At 65.8% G+C, this 13,038-nt stretch carries 13 protein-coding genes; 9 read left to right on the top strand and 4 right to left on the bottom strand.

Translation table 11 applies throughout. The annotated features are described in order from the left end of the window. Positions 1–74 precede the first annotated feature (74 nt). Entirely contained in the window at positions 75–1,535 is a 1,461-nt protein-coding gene (locus ACIGJD_RS16315) for an amino acid permease (protein WP_483687078.1), read from the top strand. A gap of 90 nt (positions 1,536–1,625) precedes the next feature. Here the strand turns inward: ACIGJD_RS16315 and ACIGJD_RS16310 are convergent, their stop codons facing one another. Beyond that, complete coding sequence (locus ACIGJD_RS16310) at positions 1,626–2,375, bottom strand: dienelactone hydrolase family protein (RefSeq protein WP_483687077.1); 750 nt, start codon at positions 2,373–2,375, stop codon at positions 1,626–1,628. Between the two features lie 109 nt (positions 2,376–2,484). Here ACIGJD_RS16310 and ACIGJD_RS16305 point away from each other — a divergent pair, with 109 nt between their 5' ends. Continuing rightward, entirely contained in the window at positions 2,485–3,555 is a 1,071-nt protein-coding gene (locus ACIGJD_RS16305) for a DNA polymerase IV (RefSeq protein ID WP_483687076.1), read from the top strand. A 160-nt stretch (positions 3,556–3,715) separates the two neighbouring features. On the opposite strand, the gene ACIGJD_RS16300 is transcribed toward ACIGJD_RS16305, so the two are convergent. Then, positions 3,716–3,892, bottom strand: a complete 177-nt coding sequence (locus ACIGJD_RS16300) for a CsbD family protein (RefSeq protein ID WP_142132746.1) — start codon at positions 3,890–3,892, stop codon at positions 3,716–3,718. A gap of 128 nt (positions 3,893–4,020) precedes the next feature. Between ACIGJD_RS16300 and ACIGJD_RS16295 the strand changes: the two genes are divergently transcribed. The 4 genes from ACIGJD_RS16295 to ACIGJD_RS16280 all read left to right on the top strand — a co-directional run bounded on the left by ACIGJD_RS16295 (position 4,021) and on the right by ACIGJD_RS16280 (position 7,732). After that, the gene (locus tag ACIGJD_RS16295) at positions 4,021–4,695 is read left to right on the top strand and encodes a pentapeptide repeat-containing protein (RefSeq protein ID WP_483687075.1); all 675 of its coding nucleotides are present in this window, start codon (positions 4,021–4,023) and stop codon (positions 4,693–4,695) included. A 118-nt stretch (positions 4,696–4,813) separates the two neighbouring features. Then, positions 4,814–6,040, top strand: a complete 1,227-nt coding sequence (locus tag ACIGJD_RS16290) for a thiolase family protein (RefSeq protein WP_483687074.1) — start codon at positions 4,814–4,816, stop codon at positions 6,038–6,040. Then, positions 6,040–6,843 (top strand): enoyl-CoA hydratase/isomerase family protein, encoded by an 804-nt coding sequence (locus tag ACIGJD_RS16285; RefSeq protein WP_483687073.1) that lies wholly within the window; start codon positions 6,040–6,042, stop codon positions 6,841–6,843. The genes ACIGJD_RS16290 and ACIGJD_RS16285 overlap by 1 nt, the downstream gene beginning before the upstream one ends. Positions 6,844–6,922: 79 nt before the next feature. Beyond that, complete coding sequence (locus ACIGJD_RS16280; RefSeq protein ID WP_483689521.1) at positions 6,923–7,732, top strand: 3-hydroxyacyl-CoA dehydrogenase family protein; 810 nt, start codon at positions 6,923–6,925, stop codon at positions 7,730–7,732. A 25-nt stretch (positions 7,733–7,757) separates the two neighbouring features. Here ACIGJD_RS16280 and ACIGJD_RS16275 read toward each other — a convergent pair whose 3' ends face one another. Continuing rightward, the gene (locus ACIGJD_RS16275) at positions 7,758–7,991 is read right to left on the bottom strand and encodes a DUF6480 family protein (protein WP_483687072.1); all 234 of its coding nucleotides are present in this window, start codon (positions 7,989–7,991) and stop codon (positions 7,758–7,760) included. Positions 7,992–8,064: 73 nt separating this feature from the next. Between ACIGJD_RS16275 and ACIGJD_RS16270 the strand changes: the two genes are divergently transcribed. Continuing rightward, positions 8,065–8,685: a GNAT family N-acetyltransferase gene (locus tag ACIGJD_RS16270; protein WP_483687071.1), complete on the top strand. Its 621-nt coding sequence runs from the start codon at positions 8,065–8,067 to the stop codon at positions 8,683–8,685. On the opposite strand, the gene ACIGJD_RS16265 is transcribed toward ACIGJD_RS16270, so the two are convergent. Continuing rightward, complete coding sequence (locus ACIGJD_RS16265; RefSeq protein ID WP_483687070.1) at positions 8,682–9,518, bottom strand: SGNH/GDSL hydrolase family protein; 837 nt, start codon at positions 9,516–9,518, stop codon at positions 8,682–8,684. The two genes, ACIGJD_RS16270 and ACIGJD_RS16265, sit on opposite strands and share 4 nt — an antisense overlap. A 178-nt stretch (positions 9,519–9,696) precedes the next feature. Here ACIGJD_RS16265 and ACIGJD_RS16260 point away from each other — a divergent pair, with 178 nt between their 5' ends. Together ACIGJD_RS16260 and ACIGJD_RS16255 are read left to right on the top strand one after the other, a co-directional pair. Continuing rightward, complete coding sequence (locus tag ACIGJD_RS16260) at positions 9,697–10,404, top strand: tyrosine-protein phosphatase (RefSeq protein WP_483687069.1); 708 nt, start codon at positions 9,697–9,699, stop codon at positions 10,402–10,404. Further along, positions 10,401–12,992, top strand: a complete 2,592-nt coding sequence (locus tag ACIGJD_RS16255; protein ID WP_483687068.1) for a trypsin-like serine protease — start codon at positions 10,401–10,403, stop codon at positions 12,990–12,992. The genes ACIGJD_RS16260 and ACIGJD_RS16255 overlap by 4 nt, the downstream gene beginning before the upstream one ends. Positions 12,993–13,038 lie beyond the last annotated feature (46 nt).

Here is a 13,038-nt window from a genome sequence, read left to right as displayed (position 1 = left end):
CTCAAAACCGAATTATGTGAGCTCGATCATACGAAGACCGGATGCGGCCAACCCCCAACCCACAAGGAACAGTTGTGCCTCAAAGTACCCCCACAGACCTAAAGAACAGCACGGCGCCATCCTCCGCCGTCGACCCCACCCTCAGCGCCGAGGGCTACAGCAGGACCCTGGGCCGCCGCCACGTCACCATGATCGCCATGGGCGGCGCCATCGGGGTGGGCCTCTTCATGGGAGCCGGCGGACGCCTCGCCTCCACCGGCCCCGCCCTGATCTTCTCCTACGCCATCGCCGGCGTTATCGCCTACCTCCTCATGCGGGCCCTGGGCGAACTCATCATGTACCGCCAGACGTCCGGCTCGTTCGTCAGCTACGCCGGCGAGATGTTCGGCCGCAAGGGCGCCTACCTCTCCGGGTGGATGTACTTCATCAACTGGGCCATGACCGGCATCGCCGAGCTCATCGCGATCGGCCTGTACTTCCAGTTCTTCTTCCCCAACGTTCCCGTTGAACTGTCCGCCATCGCAGCGCTGGTGCTGCTGGTGGCCGTGAACCTGTTCAGCGTGAAGGCATTCGGCGAGTTCGAATTCTGGGCTTCCGTCCTGAAAGTCGCCGCCATCGTCATCTTCCTGGCTGTGGGTACCTTCATGGTGGTCACCAACGCCAAGGTGGGCGACGGCCACGCCTCCGTCAACAACCTCTTCGCGGCCGACGGCGGCATGTTCCCCAAGGGCGCGCTGGTGATGATCCTGGTCCTGAACGCCGTGATCTTCGCCTACAACGCCATCGAACTCGTTGGCATCACGGCCGGTGAGATGCAGAACCCCGAACGCGAAGTGCCCAAGGCGATCCGCGCCGTCGTCCTCCGCATCGTGGTGTTCTACGTCGGTTCCGTAACCCTGCTGGCCATGCTCCTGCCCTCTGACCAGTACAAGGCCGGCACCTCCCCGTTCGTCACCGTCTTTGGCCAGATGGGCCTGGGCTGGATGGGCGACGTCATGAACATGATCGTCATCACCGCCGCCCTGTCCTCCTGCAACTCGGGCCTGTACTCGATCGGCCGGATCTTCCGCACCATGGCCAACAATGGACACGCCCCGCAGTGGCTCACCCGCATGTCCACCCGCCATGTCCCCTACGCCGCGATCCTGGCCATCGGCGCCGTCTACCTGGTGGGCATCCTGCTGAACATCTGGCTGGGCGGCTCGCACGCCTTCGACCTCGCCCTGAACACGGCCTCCATCGGCGTGATCTTCACCTGGGGCTCCATCTTCGCCAGCCAGATCGCGCTGCGGAAGAAGAAGGGCGACGTCTCCAGCCTGCCCATGCCGGGCTCGCCCTGGACCAGCTGGGCCGGCCTCATCGCCCTGCTCGCCATCACCGTGCTCATCGGCTTCGACACCATGACCAGCAAGGATGGCGAGGTGTTCTACCTGGGCCTGTGGACCCTGGCCACCATCCCGTTCTTCGCGGTGGTCCTGTGGCTGGGCTGGCAGAAGGTCAAGAACAACCAGCCCAAGAGCGAGCTCTACAGCTGACTTCCTGAACAACGTTCGACGGCGGGTTGCCCCTGGGGAGGGCGGCCCGCCGTCGAACGTTTTATCCGGATGCCGTACGGCGCGTGGTCCTTAGGGTGCTGCACCATCCTTGAGGTGCCGCGCGAAGAAGTCCTCGATCCGCTGCCAGGCCTCGGGGGAGGACTTCGGGTCCGGGCCCACCCCCATGACCCGCATCAGCGGACGGAGGAGTACCGGCCCCAGCTCTTCATCGTTGAGGAAGGCGTGGCCGGCACCGGGGAATTCCCTCACGCTGTGCTCAATACCCAGCTGGTCCAGGGCGGATTCAAGCCGGGCAGCCGCTCCCTTCAGTGACTTGTCCGCCCCGCCATAGCTGGCCACAATGGGGCAGGCGCCGCGCAGGGCGTCCAACAGGTCCTGCTGCTCCTTGCCCGGCAGCCGTCCGTAATTGACGGAAGCGGCGTCGAACCCGTCCCGGGCGGTGAGCAGGGCAAACCCGCCACCCATGCAGAAACCGATCACCCCCGTCCTGCCGTTGCTGAGTTCAGACTCCGCCAGCCAGGTGCGGGCGGTGGCGATATCGATGAACGGCCTGCCAGTCCTGGCTGCCATGGCACGCATGGTTCCCACCAGGCAGCGGCGCGGGCCGCCGTCGCTGAACAGGTCCAGCGCCAGGGTCAGGTAGCCGGCCCGGGCCAGCCGGTCCGCATGCCGGCGGGTCTGGTCATCCAGGCCGAACGCTTCATGGATCATGACGACGCCGGGAAAGGGACCCTTGCCTTCGGGTACAGCAAGGTATCCGTACAGGGAGAAGGATCCACCGGCGGCCGTGCTCCGGGCGCTCAGGTCTACGTTCGTCATGGCCCAAGGCTAGCCGCCCTCCCTGTGCAGGGACACGGTTTGAATCCAGCAATTTCGACGGCGGCGGGCGGGCTGGTGCCCGGCGCCCGGCCGGGGCAGACTGGGGCTTGTGAGCGAACCGTGGGTGCTGCATGTGGACCTGGATCAGTTCATCGCTGCCGTTGAAGTGCTCCGCCGGCCCGAACTGGCGGGAAAGCCATTGATTGTCGGCGCCCGTGGCGACCCCACGGAACGTGCTGTTGTGTCCACCGCATCCTATGAGGCCAGGGCGTTTGGGGTCGGTTCGGGAATGCCGCTGCGCATCGCCGCGCGGAAAGTGCCGGATGCCGTCATCCTGCCGGTGGACCACGAGGCCTACCTGGAAGCGTCCGAGAAGGTCATGGCGGTGCTGCGCTCGCAGCCGGGAACCACCGTCCAGGTGCTCGGATGGGACGAGGCATTCGTCGGCGTCAAGACCCCCGATCCTGAAGGCTTTGCCCGGCAACTGCAGGAGGCCGTCCTGGTGGAAACCCGCCTGCACTGCAGCGTCGGCATTGGCGACACCCTGCTCCGGGCCAAGGTGGCCACCTCATTCGGCAAGCCCGCAGGCGTCTTTCGGCTCACCGAAAAGAACTGGCTCGACGTCATGGGGAGCAGGCCGACCGTGGAGCTGTGGGGCGTGGGAACCAAGATCTCACGCCGTCTCGCCACTCTTGGGATCAAGACCGTTGCCGAACTCGCAGCGGCTGACCCCACTGACCTGGTTCCCGAGTTCGGCCCGAAAATGGGTCCCTGGTACGCGCAGCTGGGACGGGGAGACGGCTCCCGGGTGGTGGATGACACGCCCTGGGTGCCGCGAGGGCACAGCCGCGAGACCACCTTCCAGCGCGACCTGACAGACCCCGAACAGATTGGCGACGCCGTCAGGGAATTAACTGCGCGGGTGCTGGAGGATGTTGCTGCCGAGGGAAGGCCCGTTATCGGCCTGACGCTGAAGGTGCGGTACGCGCCGTTCACCACCAGGACCTACGCGCGGAAGATACCCGAAACATCAGATGCGGCAGAAGTATCGGCGCGTGCCCTCGACCTCGCTGCGAAGATCGAGCCGGGGCAGCCCATCCGGCTGCTTGGCCTCAGGGCCGAAATGACCATGCCGGAGGATTCGCGGCAGGGCCACACGCCGACCCGCAGCGGCTGGTGAAGCCATCCGCTGCTGAGTAGATGCCGTTTTGCGGCCTCAAAACGACAAATACTCGGCACTCGATGAAGGGTGGACAGCGCAACGGCGGCAGATCCAGTGGATCCGCCGCCGTTTAGGGCTGTTGCAGCACGCCGTTCGCTGCGGCTGTATCAGCCAAGGACTAGTGACGCTTGAACTCGTCCTTGACGCTTTCGCCCACCTTCTTGGCGTCTGCCTTGACCTGGTCGGCCTGGCCTTCTGCCTTGAGGCGGTCGTTGTCGGTCGCGTTGCCTGCAGCTTCCTTGGCCTTGCCGCCAAGGTTCTCTGCCGCGTTACTGATCTTGTCTCCGAGGCCCATGGTTCCGGCCTCCTTTCGTTTCCGTCGATCAACCGTGCCCTTTCACGATAAGCAAAGCTTGCTTACTATTTCAAGTCTCCGGCCGTAGATGCTGCCTGCTGTCAGGCCCCGCCGCTAGGCTCGGGCTCATGGAAAAAGCGCGCGGCAAAGCGGCGGCCAAGGTGGCCCCGCCCCGGCTCTCCCCGCTGGAGTTGCAAGACCTTGAGGATCTGCCGGATCCCGTGCTCCGCAAAGGGGGCCGGCATGAGAACGCACGGTTCACCCGTGCCGCCATGGACGGCCTCGACCTCGGGGACAGCGTTTTTGCCGAATGCCGGTTCGACGCAGCATCGTTCAACGACGCCCAGCTCCGCGGCGCCTCATTCCGCGACTGCATCCTCGCGGCGGCGTACGCGCCGGTCTTCCGCGCCGCCCGCAGTACCTGGCGCGAGGTCGAGTTCCGGAATCCCCGCATGGGCTCGGCTGAACTGTATGAAAGTGGCTGGCAGTCCGTGCGCATCGACGGCGGCAAGATTGACTTCCTCAACCTCCGCGGCGCCAAGCTCAGTGACGTCCTGATCAGCGGCTGCATCATCAACGAGCTGGACCTCGGGGCCGCCATGGCAACAAGGGTGAAGCTGGAGGACTGCACAGTGGGGTCGCTGGACGTGAGCGGAGCAAGACTGAAGGACTTCGATCTCAGGGGCACGGAATTCCGCAAGATCAGCGGGCTGGGCAGCCTGTCCGGACTGGTCATCGACGAGTATCAACTGAACCTGCTGGCACCGCTCATCGCTGCGCATCTGGGCGTCACCGTGCTGTAACCGGATGCGCACCCAAGGCCTGCCGTGTACCATTTACAGAACGAACGGTCGGTAAGTGGAGGATTCCGCTGTGCCGCCCGCCGATGACAGTGCTGTTTATCGCGTGAAGGGTGTTTCCATGGCTGCAACCGCAGGTCCGCAGGCTTTCCTTGTTGGCGGGGTCCGAACGCCGGTGGGCAGGTATGGAGGGGCGTTGTCCTCCGTGCGGCCGGACGATCTTGCGGCCCTGGTGGTCCGGGAAGCCGTGCACCGCGCCGGCCTGGACCCGGAAAGCATCGAGGAAGTGATCCTCGGCAACGCAAACGGAGCCGGCGAGGAGAACCGGAACGTGGCCCGGATGGCCACCCTGCTGGCGGGACTGCCGCTCCATATCCCCGGAATCACCGTCAACCGGCTTTGCGCGTCAGGCCTCAGCGCCATCATCCAGGCCAGCCACATGATCAAGGCCGGTGCCGCTGACATTGTCATCGCCGGCGGCGTGGAGTCCATGAGCCGCGCACCCTGGGTGCAGGAAAAGCCCACCACTGCTTTCGCCAAGCCGGGCCAGATCTTCGATACCTCCATCGGCTGGCGCTTCACCAACCCCCACTTCCAGCACGGCGGCCTGTCCCGGGACGGGAAGATGACCTACTCCATGCCGGAAACCGCGGAGGAAGTGGCCCGCGTGGACAGCATTTCCCGGGAGGACGCCGACGCCTTCGCCGTCCGCTCCCACCAGTTGGCCCTGGACGCCATCGAAGCGGGCCGGTTCAAGGACGAGATCGTTCCCGTGACGGTCAAGACCCGCAAGTCCGAAACCGTGGTGGACACCGACGAGGGCCCCCGCCCCGGCACCAGCCTTGACGTCCTTGCAGGCCTGAAGCCGGTGGCACACGGCGGATCAGTGGTCACGGCAGGCAACTCGTCGTCCCTCAACGACGGCGCTTCAGCCATCATCGTTGCCTCGGAAGCCGCCATCGAGCGGCTGGGCCTGACGCCGAGGGCACGCATCATCGACGGCGCCTCCGCCGGTTGCGAGCCGGAGATCATGGGCATCGGCCCGGTCCCCGCCACCCAGAAAGTGCTCAAGCGGAGTGGCCTCAGCGTCGGCGACCTGGGCGCCGTCGAACTTAATGAAGCCTTTGCCACCCAGTCCCTGGCCTGCATCCGCCGCCTGGGACTGGAACCGGAAATCGTAAACCGCGACGGCGGCGCCATCGCCCTGGGGCATCCCCTTGGATCCAGCGGGTCCCGGATTGCCATCACCCTGCTGGGACGGATGGAACGCGAAGACGCCAGGTTCGGCCTCGCCACCATGTGCGTGGGTGTGGGCCAGGGCACCGCAATGCTGCTGGAGAAGATCTGATGGCCGCCCCGGTAAACCTCGCCGAGGAACAGTTTTCCGCCCTCCTGGTGGAGGAGCGGGAAGACCGGGTGGTGGTGCTGCTCAACCGGCCCGAGGTGAAGAACGCAATAGACCAGCAGATGGTGGACGAACTCCACACGGTCTGCGCCGCGCTGGAACAGAACCCCAAGGTGCTGATTATCGCCGGCGTGGAGGGAGTGTTCGCCTCCGGAGCCGACATCGCCCAGTTGCGCGAACGGCGGCGGGACGATGCCCTGCAGGGGATCAACTCGACAATTTTCGTCCGGATCGCCAAGCTGCCCATGCCGGTCATCGCTGCCCTGGACGGCTACTGCCTGGGCGGCGGCGCGGAGCTCGCATACGCCGCCGACTTCCGGATCGGCACCCCCAACGTGCGGATCGGCAACCCGGAAACGGGGTTGGGCATCCTTGCCGCGGCCGGAGCCAGCTGGCGGCTCAAGGAACTGGTGGGTGAACCGCTGGCCAAGCAGATCCTGCTGGCCGGGCTGGTCCTCGGCGCGGGTGAAGCCAAGGCCATCAACCTCATCACCGAAATCCACGATCCCGCCGACCTCCTGGACGCCGCCCACAGCCTGGCCAACAGGATAGGGCGGCAGGATCCGCTGGCCGTCCGCATCACCAAGTCCGTGTTCCATGCGCCTGCGGAGGCCCACCCGATCATTGACCAACTTGCCCAGGGCATCCTCTTTGAATCCCAGGCCAAGTTCGACCGCATGCAGGCGTTCCTGGACCGCAACGCGGCTAAGAAGGCAAACGCCGCCAACCCTGCCGACGGAAAGTAGACCCGTGACTGATTCATCAACGAACCCGGACCTGCCCACTGGCCTTCCCCACTTGGTGGGGGTACTGGGCGGTGGCCGCATGGGCGCGGGAATCGCCCACGCCTTCCTGATCAAGGGCGCCGACGTCCTGGTGGTGGAGCGCGACGACGTCTCCGCCGAAGGTGCGCGGGAACGCGTGGAGTCGGCGGCACTGAAGAGCATCGAGCGCGGGGCGGTGGACGCCAACTTCGATGAACTGGCATCCCGTCTGACCGTCAGCACCGACTACGACGCCTTCACCGGCCGGCAACTGGTGGTGGAAGCGGTCCCCGAAGACTGGGACCTCAAAGTAACGGCGCTGAGGGGCATTGAAGAGCGGCTGGCGGAGGACGGTTTCATCGCGTCCAACACCTCGTCGCTTTCGGTGAACGGCCTGGCCCGCGAACTGAAGCGGCCCGAAAACTTCCTGGGCCTGCACTTCTTTAACCCTGTCCCGGCATCCACACTCATCGAGGTGGTGCTGGGGGAGCGGACGTCTCCCGGACTTGCTGCCGAGGCAAAAACGTGGGTGGAGGCACTTGGCAAGACCGCCGTCGTCGTCAATGACGCCCCAGGGTTCGCGTCCTCGCGCCTGGGCGTGGCCATCGCACTGGAGGCCATGCGGATGGTGGAGGAAGGGGTCGCCTCGGCGGAGGACATCGACAACGCCATGGTCCTTGGCTACAAACACCCCACGGGACCGCTGAAAACCACGGACATCGTGGGCCTCGACGTCCGCCTGGGCATCGCCGAATACCTGCAGTCCACCCTCGGCGACCGGTTTGCGCCCCCGCAGATCCTCAGGGACAAGGTGGCCCGCGGCGAGCTGGGACGCAAAACCGGCAAGGGCTTTTTCGACTGGCCCAGCTAGGAATCTCCGCCTGTTCCCATAGGGCCTAGTCGAAGAAGCCCACGATGTAGCCGATGAAATACAGAAGGCACAGCAGGACCACGACACCAATGATGCCGATCCACAGGAACTGCGTACCCTTCCGGGTGCCGTGCTCTTCATGGCCCTGCGTCATGCTGGTGGAAGCTTCACCCGGCGGTGTTTCCCCTGGCGGAACCCCGCCCCCGGGCTCCAAACCGGTGAGCTTGTCCTCTTCCGGATCCGGATTCTGGCCTGACATGGTGACTCCCTCGCTCGACGTCGTGGTGCTTTCCCAGCGTAACCCGCCCTTCCGGCGGGCCTAGGCTGGTGCAGTGACTTTCCTTGAACCCCTTACCCTTACCGGCCGCTACGTAATCCTCGAACCGCTCGCCGCGGACCACCACGACGGCCTGGTGGCGGCTGCCAGGGACGGTGAGCTGTGGAAGCTCTGGTACACGTCGGTACCCGCGCCCGACAGGATGGCGGCGGAAATCCGCCGCCGGCTCGCGCTGCAGGACCAAGGGACCATGCTGCCGTTCACCACCCGGCTGATCGACTCAGCGACCGGCGGCCCGGGCCGCATCATCGGCATGACCACCTACATGAACATCGATGCCGCCACCCCGCGGGTGGAGATCGGCTCCACCTGGAACGCTGCGTCCGCCCAGGGGACGGGCACCAACCCGGATTCCAAGCTCCTGCTGCTGCGGCACGCCTTCGAAACACTTGGCTGCCCCGCCGTCGAGTTCCGCACCCACTGGTTGAATCACCAGTCGCGCGAGGCCATTGCCCGGCTGGGCGCCAAACAGGACGGCGTGCTCCGCAGCCACTCACGGACCAGCGACGGAAACCTGCGGGACACCGTTGTGTTCTCCATCCTGGAGCATGAGTGGCCGGCCGTCCGCGCCGGGCTCGAGTACCGCCTGGACCGGCGCGGAGAAAGGCGCGGCTAGGGGACGGAGTAGGCGCCGGAACCGCTGAGCGCAGCGAAGTATGCCTCGTAGCCCGCGGCATTCGGGTGGAAGTTGTCCGGGCTTGCGGGGTTGGCCAGGTCCAGGTTTATCCAAGGATCCGCGGAATTGACGCCGTGGCCTGCGAACGCGCCCCTGACGTCTACGTACTGAACGCCTGTGGCACTGGCGGCCGCCGCGATAGAGGCGTCCAGTCCGTTGGCCAACACGGTGGCCTGCTGGATAAATAGCGACAGTGGATCGGCGGGATTGGGGGTGACCGGGTCGTAAAGGTAGGGGTAGCCCGTCACAACGATCCTGGCGTTGGGGGCAGCCGCCTTCACGCTCTGGATCATCGAGATAACATCCTGGGTGAGCTGTCCGCTCTGGATCATCGCGGCCGCAGAGGCGGTGGCGGCGTCACATGCGGGTCCTGCGGCGGGGTTGGCCAGGGCGGCCCCGCAGGCGGTGATGATGTCGCCGAAACCGATGTTGTTGCCACCAGCAGTGATGGTCACCAATTCCGTGCTCTTGTTCAGCTGGCGAAGCTGGCTGTTCACGACGTCCCAGGTGGTCTTGCCGCTGCAGGCAGCATTCACCACCAGTTGGATTGACTTGGCTTCATCCGCGAGTTGGGAATAGGCGTTGTCGCTGCGATAGCAGGCGTCCAGGTAAGGCCCGGCACCTTGTCCTGCGGCATAGGAATCTCCCAGCGCGATGTACTTTTCCTTGTCCACGGCCTGCGCCGGAGCGGCCGCAAGGCCTGCGGTAATCGCCAGCGTGGCAAGGGCGGCAGCGAAAGCCCGCGGCCGCCGTCGTGCTGAAAAAGCTCCCATGTGTCCCCTCAATTCTTCGGTGCCCTCCGCCGGGGCAGGAGTTCGTCACAGTACTCCCGCCTGTCACAGCTGTCACGGGCCATTGGACACTCGCGCTTCACCGCAGCTTTCCCGTATGTGACATGCGGCTTCCAGCAGCGTGTGGTTAGCTGTCCGGATGAGCACAAGGGGCAGGTCCATGGACTGGGATGGCGCTGTCAACGCGTGGCACGTGTCCGGCGGCATTTACCGGATGGGGCGGCGCGAGTGGCTGACGGAAGCAGGCTGGAAGCAGGCGTTCGACGACGGCGTCCGCACCGTGGTGGATCTTCGTAACCCTGATGAAGGGCGGCGCCGGGACAGCGACCCGGTGGTGCCTGCCGCTGCATGGGCCGGGATCGACGTGGTGCAGGCGCCCACTGAGGAGCCGGGCGATCCGCGCTTCACCGCAGTCACCGGCCCGTACCTGAACGATCCTGCCCACTATGCAGAGAACGCCCGGCTTTTCCCCGGAAAGCTGGTGGATGTCTTCCGTGCCATCGCAGTGGCTGCACCCAAGGGGGACGTCCTGCTGCACTGTGCCGCGGGACGCGACCGCACCGGGTTGGTGGCTGCCATGGTCCAGGACCTTGCAGGCGACTCTGACAAAGAGATCGCCGACGGCTACCGGAGGGCCGCCCGCGGCATCAATGAGCGTTACGGGACCCACGGGCCGCCCCACAGCCGGGAGCGGTACCTGGCGGAGGCGGAGCTTGCGCCCCTGCTGGAGCAGCGCGGGCTTGCGGTGGTCGCGTTTGTCCGCGAGTTGGACACCCGCAGTTACCTTCTGGCCAACGGGCTCACCTCCACCGAACTTGATGCTGTCCTGGCCCTCTCGGGAGCGGCCTTTGCGAAGGAATCACAATGAAAACTGCCCCAGCAATCCGGCGAGGCAAGAGCAGACTGGCCCTGGGGGCCGTAGCTGGAGTGCTGGCTGCCTCCGCGTTCGGCGCCGCTCCAAGCTGGGGTGTGTCCGAACCCGGTGGCAGTCCTGCAACCCCGCCGCCCGCGACACCCGCCGCCTCCGTTCCCGCCACGCCGGACAGTACGGCCGGCCGGTGGGAATCTGCCGGCATTCCACAGGGGGACCTGGATGCGGCCATACTGCGCGACCTGGGCCTAACTCCCGATCAGTTCGCCGCAGCCGGGGAACTGGGCACACGTGCTGCTGCGGCGATGGCACAACTGCGCGCCATACCCGGTTATGTGGGCACCAGACTCCAGGACAACAAGATCATCGTGACGGGCAGTGGACCCGAATTGGATTCGGCCGTCAAGAAGTTGGCGGCAACCGACCCCGACATCTCGCTTGAAGCGCCGGCGGTTCCGACGCCCAAACCTGCGTCGCCGTCAGCGGAACCTTCCGGCACACAGCCCATCCAGCCGTCGTCGTCCCCCAGAGAAACGGCGTCCTCTTCCGCACCTGCCGCCCAGGCACCCGGACGGCAGTTCGCAGCCAGCACGGAGCAGCTCTTCCAGGCCTATGTGCGTGAGGTGGGTACGGCCGGGCTGCAGGCGGTGGTGGCCGACGGCGGCAGGTTCGTGATCAGGACAGGCGCCATCGCATCCCCGCAGTCAGGACAAGACGGCGGCGCTTCCGCAGCAGCCACGGCTCCAACAAAAACGTCAGCCGCAGGGCCTGGCAAGATCTCGCCGTCGGAATTCGTCTCCCGCTACGCCAACGTGGTGCTCGACGGCGGCGCGCCCCTCAAACCGGAGGCGGACGTTCCCGGCGGTGTGGGCTATCAGACGGACAAGCAAGCCATTTGCTCCACGGGCTTTTCTGCATTCGATCCCGCGGGCCTTCCCACCGTCCTCACGGCTGGACATTGCGCTGACGACGGCGCGGCGAAGACTACCGCTTTGTTGTTCCAGGGCGTGCCCAACGGAAGGCTGGGCGACTTTGTATTCAGCCAGTACGGCGGGCCAGGAAACTCGCGGGTCCTGAATCCCAACAGTCCAAGTCCGGGCAATGTCGGAACGGACATTGCGGTCATTGGCAGCCTGCGGCAGGACCTGGTCCCGCTGCCGGCGGCCAGCACTTACGGCGACCCCTCCCAGCCGGGGCCGGACGTCAAGATCATCGGCGCAACTGCCCCGGTCATCGGCATGCCCGTCTGCCGTTCCGGCTGGAGGACCAATTGGTCCTGTGGACATGTCGCAGCTGTTGGCATCTTCCTGGTGGGCGGCCCCAACTATCGCACCGACCCCAACGACATCCGCGCTTTCAATGGTTTCCTGTCCTACGACGTCCAGTCCAGCGGCGGTGACTCCGGAGGCCCGTGGATCAGCGGAAACTACGCTGTGGGCACGCACAGTGCCGGGGATGATCCACAGCCTGACATGCCGCCGCCGCCCAACTTTGCAGTAGCAGCCACCCTGGAGGACTCCCTCAAGGTGCTGCCCGGCTACCAGTTGGAACTCTTCCTCAATAAGCCCAAACCCGCGGCCGACCCAGGCACTACCGTCAAAGCGGGCACCAGCATCACCGGAAAGGTCCCGGCTGCCCCCGCCTCTGCTGTAGCCGCCGGATCGCAGGTCCGCATCACCTATGCCGGCCGGCAAGCCTTCGACGTCCCCGTGGACGGGACGGGCAACTGGTCCTTCACGGCACCGGAAGCGCCCGGCCCGTTCACGTTCACGGCTGAAACCGTCAACGGATACAGCCGCTCAGGCCCCGTGTCGCTGAACCTTGTCATCGCGCCGTCGTTTTTGCCCGCTCCGGTCATCACGACGCCGGCCAACGTGCCGGTGGCCGAGTTGAAGACCGTCGAAGGTACCGGAACGCCAGGCGCCACGGTGTCGTTGTCCGGTGATGTCACCGGCTCGGCCCTTGTAGGGGATGACGGCCGCTGGGCGGTTTCACTGCCGGTTCCCGCGCCCTATGGCAAAGTGAGTGTCACCGCAAAGCAGTCCTATCCCGGCCTTACGGACAGCCCTGCCACCACGGCGGCCTTCGCAGTTATGCCTCCGCCTCCGGCCGTGACCAGCCTCTCCGATGGACAGCACCTCAAACAGGACGCCCTGCCGGAAACCCTTCGGGGCACAGGGCTCAACGCCGCCGACGTGACAGTGTCGGTCGATGGAAGGCCGGTCTCAGCAGCACCGGTTGGCGCCGCACCGGGCTCCCGCTCCGTGGGCCTGGTCCTGGCGCCACTGGTCTTGGTGGCCGGGGGAACCTGGAGTACCCCCTTCCCCGCCGGGCTCTCAGCCGGCACACACACGTTCTCGGTGACGCAGTCGGTGGACGGTGTGGTTTCCACCCCTACCCGCCTCACGGTCACCGTTGACGCCCCGCCGCCAGTTCTCCCGGCCGGCAGCATCACAAATGGCGCTCTTGCAGCCACCGGAGCCGACGGGTTGATTGCCGCAGCGATTGCCGCTGTGGCTGCGCTCGCCGTCGGTATCCTGTTGATGCTGCTGGTCCGCCGTCGGAAGGGCCGCTCCACCAGCTAGCCGATGAGGGGCGGGGCCGCAAAGCCCCGCCCCTCGCGGTCAGGTG

It is taken from the genome of Arthrobacter sp. E1SS-5 (genome assembly GCF_057073715.1).
The sequence above is the reverse complement of the archived record's forward strand: the minus strand, read 5'-3'. Positions and strand labels throughout refer to the sequence as shown.